The sequence below is a fragment of the Micromonospora sp. DT231 genome (assembly GCF_049847025.1).
Lineage (GTDB): Bacteria > Actinomycetota > Actinomycetes > Mycobacteriales > Micromonosporaceae > Micromonospora.
This window is the reverse complement of the sequence record NZ_JBNCNO010000005.1, coordinates 393,804-412,790: the sequence shown is the minus strand read 5'-3', so window position 1 is coordinate 412,790 and position 18,987 is coordinate 393,804. Positions and strand designations below refer to the sequence as shown.

16 protein-coding genes are annotated in these 18,987 nt (G+C 71.9%); 12 read left to right on the top strand and 4 right to left on the bottom strand.

The window, feature by feature from the left end; genetic code table 11:
* Nucleotides 1-30: 30 nt before the first annotated feature.
* Complete coding sequence (locus ACPXBU_RS16145) at nt 31-1,281, bottom strand: glutamate-5-semialdehyde dehydrogenase (RefSeq protein WP_425758645.1); 1,251 nt, start codon at nt 1,279-1,281, stop codon at nt 31-33.
* Nucleotides 1,274-1,993: an alpha/beta fold hydrolase gene (locus tag ACPXBU_RS16140; RefSeq protein WP_425758644.1), complete on the bottom strand. Its 720-nt coding sequence runs from the start codon at nt 1,991-1,993 to the stop codon at nt 1,274-1,276. The genes ACPXBU_RS16145 and ACPXBU_RS16140 overlap by 8 nt, the downstream gene beginning before the upstream one ends.
* A gap of 346 nt (nt 1,994-2,339) precedes the next feature.
* Between ACPXBU_RS16140 and ACPXBU_RS16135 the strand changes: the two genes are divergently transcribed.
* The 9 genes from ACPXBU_RS16135 (at nt 2,340) to ACPXBU_RS16095 (ending at nt 13,026) form a co-directional block, all read left to right on the top strand.
* Nucleotides 2,340-3,653: a KamA family radical SAM protein gene (locus ACPXBU_RS16135; RefSeq protein WP_425758643.1), complete on the top strand. Its 1,314-nt coding sequence runs from the start codon at nt 2,340-2,342 to the stop codon at nt 3,651-3,653.
* Nucleotides 3,650-4,900, top strand: coding sequence for a pyridoxal phosphate-dependent aminotransferase (locus ACPXBU_RS16130; protein WP_425758642.1), 1,251 nt, complete (start codon nt 3,650-3,652; stop codon nt 4,898-4,900). The genes ACPXBU_RS16135 and ACPXBU_RS16130 overlap by 4 nt, the downstream gene beginning before the upstream one ends.
* A 22-nt stretch (nt 4,901-4,922) precedes the next feature.
* The gene (locus ACPXBU_RS16125) at nt 4,923-5,189 is read left to right on the top strand and encodes a phosphopantetheine-binding protein (protein WP_393361838.1); all 267 of its coding nucleotides are present in this window, start codon (nt 4,923-4,925) and stop codon (nt 5,187-5,189) included.
* On the top strand, nt 5,186-6,364 hold the full coding sequence (locus ACPXBU_RS16120; protein WP_393361835.1) for an acyl-CoA dehydrogenase family protein: 1,179 nt from the start codon (nt 5,186-5,188) through the stop codon (nt 6,362-6,364). The genes ACPXBU_RS16125 and ACPXBU_RS16120 overlap by 4 nt, the downstream gene beginning before the upstream one ends.
* Nucleotides 6,357-7,877, top strand: a complete 1,521-nt coding sequence (locus tag ACPXBU_RS16115) for an amino acid adenylation domain-containing protein (RefSeq protein ID WP_425758641.1) — start codon at nt 6,357-6,359, stop codon at nt 7,875-7,877. The genes ACPXBU_RS16120 and ACPXBU_RS16115 overlap by 8 nt, the downstream gene beginning before the upstream one ends.
* The gene (locus tag ACPXBU_RS16110) at nt 7,871-9,151 is read left to right on the top strand and encodes an aspartate aminotransferase family protein (protein WP_393361829.1); all 1,281 of its coding nucleotides are present in this window, start codon (nt 7,871-7,873) and stop codon (nt 9,149-9,151) included. The genes ACPXBU_RS16115 and ACPXBU_RS16110 overlap by 7 nt, the downstream gene beginning before the upstream one ends.
* On the top strand, nt 9,148-10,458 hold the full coding sequence (locus tag ACPXBU_RS16105; RefSeq protein ID WP_425758640.1) for an ATP-grasp domain-containing protein: 1,311 nt from the start codon (nt 9,148-9,150) through the stop codon (nt 10,456-10,458). The genes ACPXBU_RS16110 and ACPXBU_RS16105 overlap by 4 nt, the downstream gene beginning before the upstream one ends.
* On the top strand, nt 10,451-11,704 hold the full coding sequence (locus tag ACPXBU_RS16100; RefSeq protein ID WP_393361824.1) for an ATP-grasp domain-containing protein: 1,254 nt from the start codon (nt 10,451-10,453) through the stop codon (nt 11,702-11,704). Before ACPXBU_RS16105 ends, ACPXBU_RS16100 begins: the two co-directional genes overlap by 8 nt.
* Before the next feature lie 71 nt (nt 11,705-11,775).
* Nucleotides 11,776-13,026, top strand: coding sequence for an MFS transporter (locus ACPXBU_RS16095; protein ID WP_425758639.1), 1,251 nt, complete (start codon nt 11,776-11,778; stop codon nt 13,024-13,026).
* Nucleotides 13,027-13,065: 39 nt separating this feature from the next.
* Here ACPXBU_RS16095 and ACPXBU_RS16090 read toward each other — a convergent pair whose 3' ends face one another.
* Entirely contained in the window at nt 13,066-14,298 is a 1,233-nt protein-coding gene (locus ACPXBU_RS16090) for an ATP-grasp domain-containing protein (RefSeq protein WP_425758638.1), read from the bottom strand.
* A 182-nt stretch (nt 14,299-14,480) separates the two neighbouring features.
* On the opposite strand from ACPXBU_RS16090, the gene ACPXBU_RS16085 reads away from it, so the two are divergent.
* Nucleotides 14,481-16,664, top strand: coding sequence for a hypothetical protein (locus ACPXBU_RS16085; protein WP_425758637.1), 2,184 nt, complete (start codon nt 14,481-14,483; stop codon nt 16,662-16,664).
* A gap of 10 nt (nt 16,665-16,674) precedes the next feature.
* Here the strand turns inward: ACPXBU_RS16085 and ACPXBU_RS16080 are convergent, their stop codons facing one another.
* Nucleotides 16,675-17,490: an NAD-dependent epimerase/dehydratase family protein gene (locus ACPXBU_RS16080; protein WP_425758636.1), complete on the bottom strand. Its 816-nt coding sequence runs from the start codon at nt 17,488-17,490 to the stop codon at nt 16,675-16,677.
* A gap of 228 nt (nt 17,491-17,718) precedes the next feature.
* Here ACPXBU_RS16080 and ACPXBU_RS16075 point away from each other — a divergent pair, with 228 nt between their 5' ends.
* Entirely contained in the window at nt 17,719-18,486 is a 768-nt protein-coding gene (locus tag ACPXBU_RS16075) for an SDR family oxidoreductase (RefSeq protein ID WP_425758635.1), read from the top strand.
* A complete protein-coding gene (locus tag ACPXBU_RS16070) occupies nt 18,483-18,962 on the top strand; it encodes a hypothetical protein (RefSeq protein ID WP_425758634.1) in 480 nt (159 codons plus the stop codon). The genes ACPXBU_RS16075 and ACPXBU_RS16070 overlap by 4 nt, the downstream gene beginning before the upstream one ends.
* Nucleotides 18,963-18,987: the final 25 nt, after the last annotated feature.

The following is an 18,987-nucleotide window of genomic DNA, read 5'->3' as shown; positions in this document are numbered from 1 at the left end:
TCTCCAGGGGACGGACGGACAGGACACGGGTCAGCCGCGCAGCGCTCCCGCCGCGTCGGTGACGTAGCTGTAGGTGACGAGCGCGGCGAGGGTCACCGGACCTCGGACGTGCAGCCGGCCGGTGGCGATGGCGATCTCGGTGCCGAGACCGAGGGTGGGACCGTCGTGCAGCCGCAGCGAGCCGTTGACGACCACCATGGCGGCGTCGACGCCGCGCCGGAACGCGTCGGTGACCTCCGGATCGCGGGCGAGGACGCCCTCGGTGTGTCCGGAGCCGTGCGTGCGGATGTGCTCCAGCGCGGTGGCCGGGCCGTCGACGCCGACGAGCGCGACCACCGGTTCGAGGAATTCCCGGCCGACGTCGTACGGTCCCAGCGGTTCGGTCCGCAACCCGGGCGCCACCGGGACGTCGACCCCGGGGCCGACCCGGAGGGTGAGCGTCGCCTCGGTCTCCTTGAGCTGTCGGGCCAACGCCTCCAGGTACGCCTCGGCCACTGTCGAGTCGACGAGCACCGTCTCCACCGAGGTGCAGCCGGCGGGCTCGGGAAGCTTGCTGTCCAGCGTCACCCGGGCCGCCAGGTCGAGGTCGGCGCTGCGGTGCACGTACAGGTGGTTGACCCCGCCGCCGCTGGCGATGAGCGGGATGGCGCTGGTTCGGCAGGCGTCGACGAGCGCCGGGCTGCCGCGCGGGATCACCACGTCCACCTGGTCTGGTCGTTTCAGCAGGGCGCGGAGCAGCCGTCGGTGCGGGTCGTCGAGGACGGTGACCAGCCCGGTCGGCAGCCCGGCCTCGGCCAGCGCGGCGTGCGCGGTCCGTTCCAGCGCGGCGTTCGTGGCGGCGTTCTCCCGTCCGCCGCGCAGCAGGACGGCGTTGCCCACCACGACCGGCAGCAGCGCGCCGTCGACGGTGACCGTCGGCCGGGCCTCGTAGACCATCAGCACGACGCCGAGGGGGCGGGGCACCCGGTGCACCGTCCGCGCCGCGCCGGTGACCGGGACCTCGACCGTGACCACGGCCTCGATCTCCCGCCGGGCCTGTTCGGTGAGCGCCACCATGCGGTCCCGGTGGGCGTCGGTCAGCCGGAGCCGGTTCACCAGGGTCGGGGGCATGCCGGTCCGTTCGGCCTCGGCGACGTCGTCGGCGTTCGCCGCCACGATCAGCGGCCAGTCGGCGACGAGACGTCGGGCGAGCGCCGCGCAGTAGCCGCGGTAGGCGGGGTCGCCCACCGGCGGCGCGGCGGCGTACGCCGCTCGCGCGGTGGCGAGCAGTTCGTCAGGCACGTGTCGCCTCCGTCGTCGCGGTGAGGAACTCGTCGAGGTGGCCGAGGAGCAACGGCAGTTGTTCGCGGTCGAAGGCGGTGAAGTGCCCGCCGGGCAGCGGTCGCACCGTCAGCTGCGGCGTCGCCGATCGCCACGCCGCGAGATGAGCGGCGTTCTCCTCCTGGGCGCAGGGCAGCAGCAGGGTGGGGCAGTCGTGCTCACCCGCCACCCGGTAGGCGGTGACCGCGTCGAGGTGGGCCTCGACCGTCCGGGCGACCCGGTCGGCGGGGAATCCGCCGTTCTCGGTCAGCGACGCGCGGACCCGCTCGCGCCACCGTCGCGCGGCCGACGGGTCGCGGTCGATGCCGGCCGCGGGGCTGTCGACCATGACGACCCGCGGTCGGCGGCCCGAGGAGCGCAGCCGCGCCGCCAGCTCCCACGCCACGACGCCGCCCAGTGACCAACCGAACAGCAGGTCCGGTGGGTCGGGCAGGCTGTCCAGCAGGGTCAGGTACCTGTCGGTCATCGCGGCGACCGTGGTGTCCGGCGTCTCGCCCGGGGCGAGACCGTGGCCGCGGATGCCGAACACCGGCCCACGACGGCCCAGCTTCAGCACCACGCCCGCGTAGGCGCCGAGGCCGCCGCCGGCCGGGTGGATCAGGACGCTGGACATGCCGGAGCGGGGCCGGCCCATCGGCAGCAGCATCGGCTGCGCGCCGTCCAGGCCGTTCACCGCTTCCACCCGCGACCAGTGGCGAGATTCATGAGCAACGCACTCCTTACGTGTGTCGAAGATGCCGTAGGTCTATTTCCGTCGTTACCGCAGCCATAAACACCGACGCCTCCAAGAGTCGATTCAATATGTTGATGGGGGGCTCGGAAATGGTTATCGCCGCTGCTGCCCGACCAGCCATAAAGGTCTTCTATCGCGATATGAGGAAGGCTGATCGGAAGATGTCGTCAGGTCGGTTAGGGCATTGGTGCGGGGGTAGTTGGCGGTGGACGACGCGACCGCCGGCCGGCGGCAACTGATAAGCGTCGAATGGCATTCGGCCCACGTCCGGAGTGAAGGAATTCGTATGACACTGATGCTCGAACAACCGGTGACCGCCGCTCGTTTCCGGGCCTTCGGTCCGCGCCACATCGGCGAGATCGCCAGCAGGTACGGCCTGCGCCCCGACCTGCGCGACAAAATCGCTCTACTGGCGCACGTCTTTCCGTTCCGGGTGAACGAATACGTCCTCGACCACCTGGTCGACTGGACGCGGCCCGAGAAGGACCCGATGTTCCGGTTGCTCTTCCCCCAGAGCGGCATGCTCTCCGCCGAGGACGAGCAGGCGTTGGCCGCCGTCGTGGACTCGGGTGCCCCCCGGGAGGTCGCCGCCGTGGTCGCCCGCATCCGCGCCGGCCTGAACCCGCACCCGTCCGGTCAGCGGGAGTACAACGTGCCGGTGCACCGGGGCGAGCGTCTGCCCGGCCTGCAGCACAAGTACCGCGAAACCGTGCTCTACTTCCCGACCCAGGGCCAGTCCTGCCACTCGTACTGCACGTACTGCTTCCGCTGGGCGCAGTTCGTCGGCGATCCCGCGCTCCGCTTCGCCACCCCCGGCCCCGACCGGCTGGTGGACTACCTGCGCGACCACCCCGAGGTCAGCGACGTGCTGGTCACCGGCGGCGACCCGATGATCATGAGCACCGAACGGCTGCGCGGCCACCTCGAACCGCTGCTCGACGTGCCGACCGTCCAGACCATCCGGATCGGCACCAAGTCGCTTGCCTACTGGCCGCAGCGCTACGTCGGCGACGCCGACAGCGACGAGTTGTTGCGCCTGTTCGAGCAGGTCATCGCGGCCGGCAAGCAGGTGGCGGTGATGGCGCACTTCACCCATCCGCGGGAACTGCGCGCACCCCTGGTGGCGACCGCGATGCGCCGGATCCGGTCCACCGGAGCGGTGATCTACTGCCAGGCCCCGATGGTCTCGCACATCAACGACCAGGCCGACGTCTGGGCGGAGTTGTGGCGGGCCGAACTGGCCGCCGGAGCGGTGCCGTACTACATGTTCGTCGAGCGCGACACCGGCCCGTACGACTACTTCAAGGTGCCGCTGGCCCGGGCGGTGGAGATCTTCCACGCCGCGTACCGCACGTTGCCCGGCCTCGCCCGGACCGTCCGCGGGCCGGTCATGTCGACCACCTCCGGCAAGGTGATCGTGGACGGTGTCGAGACCCACCCGGACGGCCGCTACTTCCAACTGCGGATGCTCCAGGCCCGCAACCCCGCGTTGGTCGGCCGCCCGTTCCGGGCCCACTACCACACCGGCGCGGCCTGGCTCAGCGAGCTGGAACTGGCCGCCGACGTGCCCGACGACATCCGAACGGCGGTGCTGTCATGACCTCGATGTCACCGAATCTCGCCCTCAACGAAAAGGTCGCTCGCCTGCGCGCCGAGGGACGGCCCGTCGTCCACCTGGGTTTCGGCGAGTCCCGCCTGCCCCCGTTCGGGCCCCTGGTGGAGCAGTTGTGCGCGGGCGCCAGCCGCAACGCGTACGGCCCGGTCGCCGGGGCGCCGGACGCCCGGGCGGCGGTGGCCGGCTACTTCCGGCGGCGACGCCTGCCCACCGGCCCCGAGCAGGTGCTGCTCGGCCCCGGCAGTAAGCCGCTGCTGATGGCACTGAACCTGGTCCTGCCGGGTGACGTGCTGCTGCCCCGCCCCTGCTGGAACTCCTACGCCCCGCAGGCCCGGATGGCCGGCAAGCGGGCCTGGGGCGTGCCGATCCCGGACAGCTGCGGCGGCATCCCCGAGCCCACCGCGCTGCGCGAGACGATCGCGGCGGCCCGCCGCGAGGGCGGCGACCCCCGGATCGTCGTGCTCACCCTGCCGGACAACCCGACCGGTACGCTCGCCAGCGCCGAGCTGATCGGCGAGGTGTGCGCGATCGCCGAGGCCGAGAGGTTGACGATCGTCTCGGACGAGATCTACCGGGACGTGCTGCACCGGCCGGACACGCCCTTCGTCAGTCCCGCCGAACTGGTCCCGCACCGGACCGTGGTGACGACCGGCCTGTCCAAGTCGCTGGCGCTGGGTGGCTGGCGGATCGGAGCCTTGCGGGTGCCGCCGGGCGCCGCCGGCCGCCGGTTGCGCGACGGGCTGATCAGCGTGGCCAGTGACCTGTGGTCCACCCTGGCCGGCCCGATGCAGCAGGTGGCGGCGTACGCCTTCGCCGAGCCGCCGGAGATCCGGCAGCGGCTGGCGGCCAGTGCCCGGCTGCACGGCGCGTTGGCCCGGGCCGTGCACCGCTCCGTCGTGGCGGTCGGGGCGACGTGTCGCCCACCGACAGGGGCCTTCTACGTCTACCCCGACTTCACGCCGCTGCGGGAGACGTTGCACATGCGCGGCGTGACCGACTCGGCGTCGCTGGCCCGCTACCTGCTCGACGAACTCGACCTGGCGGTGCTCGCCGGGCACCTGCTCGGCGACGATCCGGACGCGCTGCGCTTCAAGGCCGCCACCAGCATGTTGTACGGCGGCACCGACGAGGAGCAGGAGGCCGCCCTCGCCGCCGAGGATCCGCTCGCCCTGCCACACGTCGCCGACAACCTGACCCGCGTCGAAGAGGGCTTCGCCAAGCTCGGCGCCTGACCGCATCCCGGGAGAAGACACCATGGACCGATCCACCGTCCACACCGCCGTCATCGAGGTCACCGCCGAGGTCCTCGGCGTCGACCCGGACATCCTGCACGCGACCCCCACCCTGACCAACCTGCCGACCTTCAACTCGTTCCGGATCGTGGAGGTGGTGGAACGCGTCGAGGAGCGCCTCGAGGTCGAGGTCGACCCCATCGAACTGACGCCGGACAACCTGACCCGGCTGGACACCCTGACCGCTCTGTTCGAGCGGACCGCGCTGGGAAGCGGGACCCCGGCATGACCGTCACCGTGACCCGCCCGACCGGGTGGAGCGCCGCCGACCTCGACCGCGCGGTCGCCGAGGTCGCCGAGGTCGCCGCCCGACACGCCACCGAGTGCGACCGCGACGCGAGGTTTCCGGTGGAAGCCCTGGCGGCCATGCGCGCCACCGGGCTGCTGGGCCTGATGGTGCCCGCCGCGCACGGCGGCGCCGGCGGCGACCTCGCCGACCTGGTCGCGGTCAGCGGGCGGCTCTCGCGTACCTGCATGTCGGTCGGAATGATCTTCACGATGCACTGCCAGCAGGTGGCCGCCATCGTTCGCGACGGCGGCGCGCTGCGGGAGGAGCTGCTGCCCCGGATCGCCCGGGGCGAGCTGTACCTGGCCTCCGTGACCACCGAGGCCGCCACCGGCGGTCACCTGCTCTCCTCCGGTACCGCGCTGACCGGCGACGGCGCGGTGGTGCACGTGGACCGGTTCGCCCCGGTCGTCACCGGCGGCCAGTACGCCGACGCGTTCCTCGTCACGATGCAGGCCCCCGACGCCACCTCTCCCACCCAGCTGTCGCTGCTCTACGCGGAGCGCGACCAACTGGAGATCACCGTCCGGGGCGGCTGGAACCCGATGGGAATGCGGGGCACGCACAGCGCCCCGCTGCACCTGCGCGGCGACATTCCGGTCGGGCAGGTGATCGGCGCGCACGGCGGGTTCCGGGACATCGCCGTACGGACCTTCGCCCCGATGGCCCACCTCGGCTGGGCCGCGTGCTGGCTGGGTACGGCCGACGGGGCGCTCAGTCGCGTGGTGACCCTGCTGCGGGCCGAGCGCAGCCGCCGCAACCTCGACTCCGAGTTGCTGCTGCACCGGCTGTCCCGGGTCCGGCAGCGGCTGGACACCGTGCACGCCCTGGTGAGTCACACGGTCGCGGTCCTGACCACGACCGCCGATCCGACACTCGTCGGGGTGCAGTTGCTCGTCAACGCGGTCAAGCTGACGGCCTCCGAGCTGTGCCCGGCGGCTGTCGACGACCTCGTCGAGCTTCTCGGCATGCGACACGGCTACCTACGTGACTCGGACCTCGCGCTGGAGCGGGCCCTGCGTGACCTGCGATCGGCGCCGCTGAACTACAGCAACGACCGGCTGCACGCGGCCGACGGTGTCCTGGTGCTCATGGATCGCGAGGTGCGTCATGTCTGACACCATGCACGACTGGTTCGCCGCCACGGTCCGCCGGCACCCGGGCGAGCCGGCACTGCTCGTCGACGACGCCACCTTCACCTACCGCGAGTTGGCCGCGCTCGTCGACAGCCTCGCCGCCGACCTGGGCCCGATGCCGGCCGGGGCGCGGGTCGGTCTGCTCGCCGCCCGCAGCCCGCTCGCGTACGCCGGTTACCTGGCCATCCTGCGCGGCGGCGGGACCGTCGTACCGCTGAATCCGATCTTCCCCCCGGACCGCAACGCGACGATCGCGGCGCGGGCCGGGCTCTGGACCGTTCTCCTGGACACCACGATGGCCGCGTCGCTGGCCCCGGTGAGCGCCCCGCTCGTGCAGGCGACGCCGGGTGGGCGCGTGGTGGGCCGTGGACGCCGGCGGGACGCTGCCGTCGACGGGCCGGAGCCGACCGGCGAGGCGCCCGCGTACATCCTCTTCACGTCGGGTTCGACGGGCGTGCCGAAGGGGTTGCCGATCCGACACGACAACGTCCGGCCGTACGTCGAGCACCACGTGGCCCGCTACGACGTGGGTCCGGGTAGCCGGCTCAGCCAGACGTTCGACCTCACCTTCGACCCGTCGGTGTTCGACATGTTCGTCACCTGGACCGGTGGCGGCGCCCTGGTGGTGCCCCGCCGCGAGGAGCTGGCCGATCCGGCGGCCTTCGTCAACCGGCACGGGGTCACCCACTGGTTCTCCGTACCGTCGGTGGTCTCCCTCGCCGGCCGGATGCGACGCCTGCCGGCCGGCCGGATGCCGGACCTGCGCTGGGGGTTGTTCGCGGGGGAGCAGCTCACCGCCGACCAGGCGGCGGCCTGGCACCGCGCCGCGCCGGACGCGGTGATCGAGAACCTGTACGGGCCCACCGAACTGACAGTGACCTGCACCGGGTACCGGCTGCCCGCCGACCCGGCCGAGTGGCCGCGGACCCGCAACGGCACGGTCCCCATCGGACGCTGCCTGCCACACCTGGAGTACGTGGTCCTGGACGAGCAGGGGCACCCGGCCCGCGAGGGGGAGCTGTGCGTACGGGGACCGCAGCGCTTCGCCGGCTATCTCGACCCGGCCAACAACGCCGACCGCTTCGTGAGCTGGTCCCCGGGCCGGGCCGCCATCACCCACCCCGGATCCGAGCCGCTGACGGAGGACCTGTGGTACCGCACCGGTGACCGGGTCGTCGACGACGGCGGTGAGCTGACCCACCTCGGCCGGCTCGACGCGCAGGTTCAGGTGCACGGCTACCGCGTGGAGCTGGGCGAGATCGAGGCGGTGCTCCGCCGGCACCCGGAGGTCGAGGACGCCGCCGTCTTCTTCGACGGCGTCGACCTGCGCGCCCTGTACGTGGGAGGCGCCCTGCCGGCCGAGCACCTGGCCCGCTGGGTGGCCGCCCGCCTGCCCGGCTACATGGTGCCGGCCCGGATCGCGTCCGTAGAGCTGTTCCCCCGCAACGACAACGGCAAGCTCGACCGTAGGAAGTTGGAGGCCCTGGCGTGTTGAGAGATTCCCACGACGCCCTCTGGTACAACTCCGTCACCCGGCCGGCGATCGACGACGGCCGCATCGCCCGCAGCGCGGTCACCCAGGGCAAGGGATGTTGGGTGCAGGACGCCGCCGGCACCTGGTACCTGGACGCGCGCGCCGCGATGTGGAACACCACGCTCGGCTACCAGGCCGAACGGGTGGTGGAGGCGATGTGCGACCAACTGCGTCGGCTACCTGTCGCTCAGGTGATCCGCTACGAGGAACCGCCCGAGGTGGCGCTGGAGTACGCCCGCCGCCTCGTCGGCGCGCTGCCCGACCCGCTCAACCACGTCCGCTTCGGCAGCACCGGCTCGCAGATGACGAGCGCCGCGGTCCTGCTGTCGCGGTTCGTCCGCAAGGTTCGCGGCGAGACGCAGCGGACGAAGGTCATCGCCTTCACCAACGGCTACCACGGCACCGGGGGCATCGCCAGCGCGCTGACCGGCGAGCGGCAGGCGCACGCGTTGCAGGCGCCGCTGGCTCCGGACGTCCACCACGTGAAGCCGTGGAACCTCGACGCGCTGGTGGGGATGGTCGACCGGCACGGTCCGGAGCGGGTCACGGCGATCATCGTCGAACCCGTCATGGGCACCGACGTGCTCGCCGCCCCGCCCGACACGTTGCGGCAGATCCGCGAGCTGTGCGACAGGCACGACATCCACCTGATCGCCGACGAGGTGACGACGGGCTTCGGTCGGACCGGTGCCCTGTCGGTGATGGTCGACAAGCAGGTGCTGCCCGACCTGCTGATCCTCGGCAAGGGCATCACCTCCGGCTACTTCCCCCTGGCGGCGTTGGTCAGCACCGACGCGATCTTCGACGAGGCGATCTCCCGACCCGAGTACGTCTTCCCGCACGGCTGCACGGCCGACGGTCATCCGGTGGGAATGGCCGCCGGGCTGGCGGTGCTCGACGAGTTGGCCGACGGGTCGCTCTTCGCCCACGTCCGCCGGGTCGGCGACCGTCTCCGGGAGCGACTGCGGGACGAGGCGGCCGGCACCGGCCTGATCCACGACGTACGCGGGGCGGGCCTGATGATCGGCGTCGAGCTGCGTGACCGCGGTGAGCGGCCGGGCGCGAGCTTCATGACGACGGTCCGCCGCGCCTGCCAGGAGGCGGGGTTGCTGCTCACCACCACGAACAACACGCTGGTCCTGATGCCGCCGCTGGTGCTGACCGAGGCCGAGGCGGACGAGATCGTCACCCGGCTGGTCCGGGCCCTCGGCACGGTCACCGGGGAGCGGCCGTGAGCGACCGGCGCGGGCTCAGCGTGCACGACCGACCGACAGGCGTCCGGACCGACCGGCCCACGGTCGCCGTGGTCGACGGCTTCGGCTCGGCCAGCCGGCTGACGCAGGCCTTCCAGGCGGCCGGGCACGACTGCGTCCGGGTGCAGAGCGCTGTCGACATCCCCGAGTACTACCGCCGAGAGCTGGACCTGAGCCGCTACGCGGCGAACATCGTCCACCACGGTGACGTGTCGGCGACGGTCGGCCTGCTGGCGGCGTACCGGCCGCGGGCCGTGATCGCGGGCTCCGAGCAGGGGGTCGAGCTGGCCGACGCGCTCGGTGCGGCGGCCGGGCTGCCCGGCAACGGCACGGCGCTGAGCTACGCGCGGCGGACCAAGGACGCCCAGATCGCCACGATCGCCGCGGCGGGCCTGCCGGCCACCCGCCAGCTGCCGGTACGGGACGCGGACCAGTTGGCGGCCTGGCACCGGAAGGTCGGCGGGCGGGTGGTGGTGAAGCCGATCCGCAGCGCCCGCAACGACGGCGTGCACATCTGCGACACGCCCGCCGAGTCGGTCGCGGCGTATCTCCGGATCCGGTCGGCGGTCAACGACTTCGGCCACCGCAACGAGGGTGTCGTCGCCCAGGAGTACCTGACCGGCACCGAGTTCGTGGTGAACACGGTGAGCTGGCGCGGCCGGCACCGGGTCACCGACACCTGGCGCTATTCCAAGATCGACATCAACGGGGTACGCGACCGCATCATCGGCATCCGGTCCGTGCCGCCCACCGAGGCGTGCTGGACAGTGCTGCGCCGGTACGCCTTCGCCGTCCTCGACGCGCTCGACATCCGATACGGGCCCGCCCACCTGGAGATCATCATCACCGGCGCCGGTCCCCGGCTGGTCGAGGTGGGAGCGCGACTGTGCGGATCGGACGTCGCCCGGTACGCCGTCCTCGCCACCGGGGAGTCCCAGATCGACCGGACCGTGCAGGCGTACCTGGACGGCGACCGGTTCCTCGCCGAGGTCGACGCCCCCTACCGGTGTGACGCACACGCCGCCATGGCCTTCCTCGTCGCACCCGTCGAGGGCCGACTCAAGGGGTACCCGCTGCTCGACCAGGTCGAGCGACTGGACAGCTACCGGGGCCGGTCGGTGCGGGTACAACCCGGCGAACTGCTGCGACGCACCGTCGACGACAGCTCCGAACCGCTCGCGGTGGGTCTGGCCCACGCCGACGCGGCGACCGTGGAGAAGGACCTGAACACCATCTGCTACCTCGACGGGCCCGGGTTCTACGAATTGGAGGAGGACGACAATGGGTGACAGGCGAACAATTGCTCTTGTCGACCCGTACGGCGCTGTCGACAAGCTGGCGGCGGCCTTCGCCGAGGCCGGCCTGGAGTGCGTACGGGTCCAGTCCACGCCGCAGCCGCCGCCCTCCTACGGCGAGGCCGACCTGCGCGGCTACACCGACAACATCGTCCACGACCGGGACTTCGACCACCTGGTGGCCCGGCTGGCGGCGCTGCGGCCGGTGGCCGTGGCGGTGGGCAGCGAGTTGGGAGTGGAGTTCACCGACCAGCTCAACGAGGCTCTCGGCCTGCCCGGCAACGGCACCGCGTTGAGCGAGGCCCGGCGCGACAAGTTCGTCCAGATCGAGACGCTGCGGGCGGCGGGGCTGCCGACCACGCGGCAGCTACGGGTCGCCGAGCCGGACCAGGTGGCGGACTGGCACCGTCAGATCGGCGGCCGGATCGTGGTCAAGCCGGTGCGCAGCGCCCGCAACGACGGGGTCGCCTTCTGCGACACGCCCGAGCAGTCACGGGCCGCCTACCACCACATCATGTCCCGCAACAGCGTCTTCGACGTGCCCAACGAGGGTGTCGTGGCCCAGGAGTACCTGCGGGGCGTCGAGTTCGTGGTCAACACCGTGAGCTGCCGGGGCCACCACCGGATCACCGACATGTGGCGCTACCAGAAGATCACCGTCAACGGCATCCGGGACCGGATCAACGGCATGACCTCCACGCCACACACCGACCCCGACTGGGAGCCGGTCGCCGAGTACTCCTACCGGGTGCTCGACGCGCTGGGGATCCAGTACGGCCCGGTGCACCTGGAGGTGATGCTGACCGCCGACGGACCACGGCTGGTCGAGGCCGGCGCGCGTCTGTGCGGCGCCGACGTCGCCCGCTACGCCGTGCTGCTGACCGGCGAGTCGCAGATCGACCGCACCGCGCAGGCGTACGCCGACCCGGATCGCTTCATCGCCGAGCACCGCAAGCCGTACGCGCTGGACAACCACGGCGCCATGGCGTTCTTCGCCTCCCCGGTCGAGGGCCGGCTGCGCGGCTACCCGCACGTGCGCCTGATCGAGGAACTGGCGAGCTGCCAGGGGGTCACCCTGCGGTTCAAGCCCGGCGAGCAGCTCGTGCGGACCGTCGACGACGAGAGTGAGCCGGTGGTGGTGGGGTTGATCCATCCGGACCGGTCCGTCCTGCTCCAGGATTTCGCCACAGTGTGCTATCTGGACGGATTCGGGTTTTACGACATCGATGCTGGGCAGTGAGCGGTAACGTGCCGTGGCGGCGCGGCCCCGGCGGGGGCGTCTCGGGTGGCTCGAGTGGTCGAGGGGGCAGCGTGGCGGGGGGTTGGCGCCGGGACTTCCGGTTCTTGTGGGCGGGGGAGAGCGCCTCTTTCTTCGGTACCCAGGTGTTCCAGCTCGCCATGCCGCTGACCGCGGTGCTGACCCTGGAGGCCACCCCCGGGCAACTCGGGCTGCTCGGCGCGGTCACCTTCGCCCCGTACCTGGTCTTCGGGATACCCGCCGGCCTGCTCGTCGACCGCTGGCAGCGCCGTGGCGTACTGATCATGGCCAGCCTCGCCCAGGGGGTGGCGATCGGCGCCATCCCGCTGCTCGCGGCGCTGGATCAGCTGACCTTCTCGTGGCTGCTGACGATGGCCTGCCTCGCCGGCGTCGCCCGGGTCTTCTTCCACATCGCCTACCGGTCCTACCTGCCGACGATCGTGCCACCCGAGCAGCTCACCGGCGCCAACTCCCGCCTGACCGCCAGCGAGTCGGTGGCGGAGATCGGCGGTCCCGGCCTCGGTGGCGTGCTGGTGCAGATCCTCGGGGCCCCGTTCGCGCTGCTCGTCGACGCCGTGACCTACCTGGCGTCGGCGGCCGGCGTCACCGCCGTACGCGCCCGGGAGAAGCCGGTCGAGCTCGACGGGACCCCGGTGCGGTCGCAGGTCGCGGAGGGGTTTCGGTTCACCTTCCGCAACCCGTACCTACGGGCGTTCCTCGGCGAGGCGGCCAGCTACAACATCTGCTGGCAGATCGTCCAGACCGTGTTGGTGATCTTCGCCGTTCGGGAGTTGGGCATGAGCCCCGGCACGCTGGGCTTCATGCTCTCCATCGGAGCGGTGGGCGCGCTGCTGGGCGCGGCGCTCACCGAACGCGTCGCGGGTCGGGTCGGTCTCGGTCGTACGCTGCTGGCGGCCGCGATCATCGGCGACCTCGCGCCGCTGCTGCTGCCGGCGACCCAGCGGGGCACCTGGGCGGCGCCGATCTTCGCCGTCGCGTTCTTCATCCAGGGCTTCGGGATCACCGGGTGCAACGTGCACACCATGAGCGTGCGGCAGGCCATCACGCCGCAGCGGCTGCTCGGCCGCACGAATGCCGCGTACCTCTTCGTGGCGATGGGCGTCAAGCCGGTCGGTTCGTTGCTCGGTGGCTGGTTCGGCACGGTGCTCGGCCCCCGCGGCGCCCTCCTGATCGGCACCGTGGGGCTGCTGAGCACCAGCCTGTTCCTCGTCCTCTCCCCGCTGCGCCGCGTCCGTACCCTGCACGACATCCTGCCCGAGGAGCGAACACCCGTGCCCGTCTGAGCGGCGGGCCGGGCCGCGCGCCGCCGGTGCCGGGCCCGCTCAGGCGGTGTCGACCCGCAGCGCCCGCCCGGCCGCGTCCAGCGCGGTCCGGCACTCGTCGGCGTCGAGGCCCAGCGCGATCGCGTACGCGATCCGCCCGTCCATCAGCCCCTGCGGCGGCGGTGACTTCACCTCGCCCGGCTGCGCCAGCGGCCCGTGTTCGACGATCGCGGCGGGCAGCGGGGCCCGGTCGAAGGCGATCTCGGCGATCCGGCTGTCGTCGTGGGGCGGGTAGTAGAACCGGATGGCGGCGACCTGGCGACGCGGCGCGACACGCACCTCCGGCCGGCGTCCGCAGGCAACGGCCGCCGCGGCCAGGCCCACGTCCGCGCCACCGCCCAGCACGTTGAGGTACGGGATCAGCCCGCCACCGATGCGGGCATTGACCTCGATCACCTTCGGCCCCCGCGCGGTCAGCCTCAGCTCGGTGTGCGTCACCCCGCTGGAGAAGCCGAGGGCGGAGTGCGTCCGCTCGATCACCTCGCGCAGCGTCGCGTCGTGCCACAACGGATCCGCCGGATCGACCACGTGCCCGGTCTCCTCGAAGTACGGCGCGAAGCCCACCTCCTTGCGGGCGATGCAGAGCGGGATCACCTCGCCCCGGTGCACCACCGAGTCGACGCTGATCTCCGGGCCGTCGGCGTACTCCTCCACCAGGATGTTGCGCTCGTGCACGGGCAACTCCGGGGCCATCCGGCCGCTGCCGGCGGTGAACCCGACGAACCGGCGTACCGCCGTGGGGTCGTCGGCCTTCACCACGCCGAAGCTGCCGGCCAGCGCGCGCGGCTTGAGCACCACCGGGAAGCCGATCTCCCGGGCCACCGCCACGGCCTCGTCGCCGCCACCCACAAGTCGCGACTGCGGCTGCGGCACCTGGTGGGCGTCCAGCTCGGCGCGTGTGCGGTGCTTGTCCCGGCAGCGCTCGATCACCGCCGGGTCGCCGGGCAGGCCGAGGGCGGCAGCCATGTGCGCGGCCTGCACGATCCACGTCTCGTCCCAACAGATCACCCCGTCGACCGGGTCCCGCTCGGCCAGCGCCGTGGTGACCCGGACCAGCTCTCCGGTGTCGGCGAGATCGTCGACGACCGTCCAGCCGTCCAGATATCCGCGCTCCCACGTCGGCGGCTCGGTGACCACCAGGTGCACCCGGTACGCGGGACCTATCGATCGGAGCAGGTACTCCCGGTACGCACGGATTCCGGGGGTCACGACGAGGAGATGCGGCGAGCCCATGACTGCAATTTACCGATGTCACTCGATGCCCGCCCGTCCAGCGATCCACGGTTGGTCTTCCTCGGGCGGGGTACACGGCCCCGAGTGGTGCGGGGTCCCCGGCTGGGTTCGCCCGGCTTGCCGCCGAAAGTGCTCCGGGGGGTCCGATGTCGGGTTCATCAGCGCGGTCGAGCGGGCCGGCGATGACCGACGACGTGGTGGAACTGCGGGTTCACGGGGCCGCCACCGCGAGCGCCGCCCAGGTCCTGGACGTGCCACAGGTCGAGCAGGTCGCGGGCGACCGCAGTGGGGGCTTCTACCGACCTCGCCGCCAGTGTTCGTGCGACAGCGGGGATCGGGTGACGCTGGAGGCGTACCGCTGGGCCGACCTGCCCTCCGGAACCGTGGTCCGGACGCTGTCGCTTGTGTTCCTGCTGCCGTTCATGCTGGCCAACCTGGCGATCTGGATGCGGCCGGCCGACCCCGGCTCGGATGCGCTGGTCAGATCCCTGTGCCGGTTACTGGCGCTCACTCTCACCGCGCTGTACGTGCTCGCCTTCGCCGGCGTCACGCTGGACCTGATCGCGTGGAGATGCATGGGCTCGTCCCGCTGCCTGGCCGGGCGCATCTGGTTGTCCTGGTTGGGTGGGCAACCGGTGGGCCTGCGCCTGGCGGTACTCGCGGTGGTTCCGGCCGCCGCCATCGGCCTGCTCTGGCGGGCCAGCGCACGACCGGGGAAGGTGTTCGACGCGTTTCGGCCTCCCGCGGACGAGGTCTCCGCGCATCGACTCAGCGAGATCGGCCAGTGGGACGCCGGGCCACTTGTGGGCCGGCTGCGCTCGATCCACGTCGCGGCGGCGTTCGCGACACTCGACGTCACTCTGCTCGCCGCCCGAGCCGCGACCGGCGCCACGGCCGGCACGATCGCGCTGGCCGTGGCCAGCGGGACGGTGCTGGCCACCTGCGTGGTTCTCCTCTGCCTGCCCCGGCTGATCGATCGCGCCGCCTCCGACCAGCGACTGGACCGACTCACCCGCACGGTGCGGACGGTCGCCATCGCCCTGACCATCGTGGTGACGGCCCACGTCCTGGCCAGCCCGACCTCGTGGAACGAGGGAAACGGCCTGCCCGGCTACAGCCCGGTCCTCACCTCGCTCTTCGTTGCCCAGACGACCCTGCTGGCGGCGCTGGGAGCCGTGCTGCTCTGGCGCCGCGACCGGCGGGGCGGCGTCCCGTTGCTCGGGCTGGGTGCGCTGGTGATCGCGGCCGGCGCGGTCAGTCTGGCGGTGGCGGTGTCCGCCGAGTTCGTCTATCGGGTGGCGGATCTCCTGGACCGCGACGCGCCGACCGGAGAGGGCCTGGCCTCCGGCCTGCCACAGGCGTTCACCTGGGCGATCTTCGGCTTCTTCCGGGCCGTGCTGTTCACGCTCGTGGTGGCGGTTCCGGTCGTCCTGATCTCCCGACGTCGCCGACTGCGTGCCGCGGCGGCCATCGTGGCGTGCGACTACCCGGATCGTCCGGCCGGAGCAGCGACCCGACTGCGGCAGGTGCGCAAGGCGATAGCTCGGGCTCGCTTCACGGAGAGACTCGTCCCACTGGCCGTGGTCTACGCCTGTCTCGCCGGGCTCGGCACGGCCACCACCACCGTCGGTCTGCTGGAGTTGCTCCCGAGCGAATCCGTGCAGCGGTACGCACGGCTACCCGGCAGCCTGATCACCTTCTCCATCGCGTTCGGGAGCTGGGGGATCGCCGCGATCATCCTCGGCCTGGCGGTCGGCGGAATCTTCGCCTACCGGACCGTCGAATTCCGGCGCCACGTCGGTGTCCTGTGGGACCTGGGCACGTTCTGGCCCCGGGCCGCCCACCCGTTCGCGCCGCCCTGCTACGCCGAAAGAGCCGTGCCGGAGCTGACCCGACGAATCGTCCACCTGGTCTCGCGCGGCAACGCCGTGCTGCTGACCGCGCACAGCCATGGTTCGGTCCTGGCCGCCGCGACAGTGCTCCAGTTGCCGCCGCACATCAGCAGCCGAGTCGCGCTCCTCACCCACGGGTCACCGCTGAGTCGGCTCTACGCGCGACTGTTCCCCGCCTTCGTCGACGACGATGTGCTGCACGAGATCGGCGATCGGGTCGGGTGGCGATGGGTGAACCTGTGGCGCGACACCGACTCGATCGGCGGCTGGATCTTCTCCGCCCATCGGACAGTCGAGCCGGTCACCGTGGCCCGTCCGTCGTCGACGGTGGACCGGCGGCTACGAGACCCCGCCGACGTGGTGGCCCTACCCGGCGACAGCGTCCCGCCACCGATCCAGGGGCACCGGCCCGCCGGATCGGACCAGCGGTACGCCGAGGCGGTCCGCACGTTGATCGAACGCCTTCGCCGGTGAGGCCTACCGCTCACACGGTGGCGAATCCCTCTCGCCAGGAGGGACAGCTCGGGGCCCAGCCGAGGCGCGTGCGCGCGAACCGGTTGCTCGCTCCCCGCGCCCAGCCCTGCCGCTCGCCCACGGTCACCGCGGGTGCCGGGACTCCGGCCGCCGCGCAGAACGCGGGCACCCACTCCGAGGCCGCGGCGGGCTCGTCGTCGCAGACGTTCACCACACCGCCGGGCCACTCCAGAGCGGCGACCGCGGCGGTGGCGGCGTCGTCGATGTGCAGCAGGCTACTGACGTTCGCATCGGCGGGGACCCGGCCGGCGGCGGCGAGCTGGGCCATCAGGCCATCGCGGGCGTACCAGGTGTCCGGCCCGTAGAGGGTGCCGTACCGCAGCACGACCCACTCGGGCGCCTCCGCGACGGCGGATTCGAGCGCGGCGACTCCTGCCACGGTGGTCTGCCGCGGCTCGGCGGCGTCGAGGTCGAGCGCGGTCGTCTCGGTCGCGGGCTCGGCGCCCGGCTCGTACGCCCAGGCGATGCTCTGTGCCACGATCCGGCGTACCCCGGCGGCGAGCGCCGCGTCGACCAGGTTGCGGGTCCCGACCCGACGCAGCCGCGAATTGGCGGCGAGGTCGCGGTTGTTCAGGCTTGTCAGCTGGTGCATCACCACGTCCGGCCGAGCGTCGCGGACGGCTGCCGCCACCGCGTCCCGGTCGAGCACGTCGACGGCGACCGGGCCGGTGCGGGACAACCCGATGACCTCATGCCCCTGGGCGGTCAGGAGCGGCTCGAGCCGGCGACCAATGACGCCTGTCGAACCGGCGAGAACGATACGCATGACTGTGTCTCTCCGTCAGTTCGGTCGGAATGAGCGGCGATGGCTCCGCATGCATCGTCGGGGCCACACCCGTTAGGGGTCCGCTGCCCAGTTTGGGCCCTACCGGGGAGTATCCGGGAGGTAGAACAACAGTGTCAGCCCAGCGGTCGATCCCCTACCCCCCGGCGGGCGGCGCGGGGCGACGTACCCCTGCGGCGTCGCGGCGAACGCGAATCGGGAGGCAGTTCGGTGCGTATCGCGGTAGCCGGTGGGACCGGCGGCGTCGGACGTCTCGTCGTCGACGCCGTACGGGCCGCCGGCCACGAGCCGGTCATCCTCGCCCGTTCCACAGGCGTGGACCTGATCCGCGGTTCCGGGTTGGACGAAGCCCTGACCGGCACACCTGTCGTGATCGACGTCAGCAACGTGTCGACGGTCAACCGGAAGAAGTCGGAGACCTTCTTCGGTACGGCGACAGGTAACCTCCTCGCCGCCGGCCAGCGCGTCGGGGTGCGGCACCACGTGGCACTGTCGGTTGTCGGCGTCGACCGGGTGAACTGGGGTTACTACGCGGGCAAACGAATACAGGAGAGGCTCGTCCTCGACGGTGCGGTACCCGCGACGGTGCTCCGCTCGACGCAGTTCCACGAGTTTGCCGCGCAGATGCTCGCCTCCGTTCCCGGCCCGATCGCAGTGGTGCCCCAGATGCGCATCCAGCCGATCGCGGCCCACGAGGTCGCCCACTGTCTCGTCGACCTCGCCCTGGCGGACCCGGCAGGGCGAGTCCCCGACATCGCTGGTCCGCAACAGCTACGCCTGTCGGATATGGCCCGCCGCCTGCTCCGCGTCCGCGGACGTCACCGCGTTGTCCTGCCCATCCGACTGCCGGGAGCCACTGGTCGGGCCATGGCCGGAGGCGGTCTGCTGCCCACCGGCCCCGGCCCTCGGGGCACACAGACCTTCGACACGTGGCTGGCCACCCCCGCGGCATTGAGGACCACCGGGCGGCCCGGATGAACGAAGGTCGGTCACCCGTCCCCGCCGCACCGGACGGACGGGGCTCCGGGCTGACCATGCTGATCCGGATCGCCCTGGCCGTCCTCTTCCTCGACGAACTCGTAGTCGGGTTCTGGAACCAGTTCTTCCCCGAGAGCTTCTACCACAACTTCCCGACCGTCACCCTCACCCCGCCGTTCAGTGACCACTACGCGCGGGACTTCGGCGGCGCCACCCTCGGCCTGGCCGTCGTCCTGGGCATCGCGCTCGTCGCGCCTCGAACCGCATTCGTCATCCCCGCGGCGGCGGCATTCTCCACCTTCGCCATACCGCACTTCTTCTTCCATGTGACTCACCTCGGCCACGCCAGCCCCGGCGAGGCGGTGTTCCTCACGACCGCCAACGCCGTCGTCGCCCTGCTCGGTCTAGTCGTCATCGCCCTGACGCTCATCCGAGACGCCAGGCATCGCCGGCACCGTCAGCGACGGACCGACTGAGGCAGCGCCGGGTGGACGGCGCTCG

Coding starts and splice junctions, on each gene's coding strand:
- ACPXBU_RS16135 (WP_425758643.1), top strand. CDS start 2,340: ATGACACTGATGCTCGAACAACCGGTGACCGCCGCTCGTTTCCGGGCC.
- ACPXBU_RS16070 (WP_425758634.1), top strand. CDS start 18,483: ATGAACGAAGGTCGGTCACCCGTCCCCGCCGCACCGGACGGACGGGGC.
- ACPXBU_RS16130 (WP_425758642.1), top strand. CDS start 3,650: ATGACCTCGATGTCACCGAATCTCGCCCTCAACGAAAAGGTCGCTCGC.
- ACPXBU_RS16085 (WP_425758637.1), top strand. CDS start 14,481: ATGACCGACGACGTGGTGGAACTGCGGGTTCACGGGGCCGCCACCGCG.
- ACPXBU_RS16120 (WP_393361835.1), top strand. CDS start 5,186: ATGACCGTCACCGTGACCCGCCCGACCGGGTGGAGCGCCGCCGACCTC.
- ACPXBU_RS16090 (WP_425758638.1), bottom strand. CDS start 14,298: ATGGGCTCGCCGCATCTCCTCGTCGTGACCCCCGGAATCCGTGCGTAC.
- ACPXBU_RS16125 (WP_393361838.1), top strand. CDS start 4,923: ATGGACCGATCCACCGTCCACACCGCCGTCATCGAGGTCACCGCCGAG.
- ACPXBU_RS16080 (WP_425758636.1), bottom strand. CDS start 17,490: ATGCGTATCGTTCTCGCCGGTTCGACAGGCGTCATTGGTCGCCGGCTC.
- ACPXBU_RS16115 (WP_425758641.1), top strand. CDS start 6,357: ATGTCTGACACCATGCACGACTGGTTCGCCGCCACGGTCCGCCGGCAC.
- ACPXBU_RS16100 (WP_393361824.1), top strand. CDS start 10,451: ATGGGTGACAGGCGAACAATTGCTCTTGTCGACCCGTACGGCGCTGTC.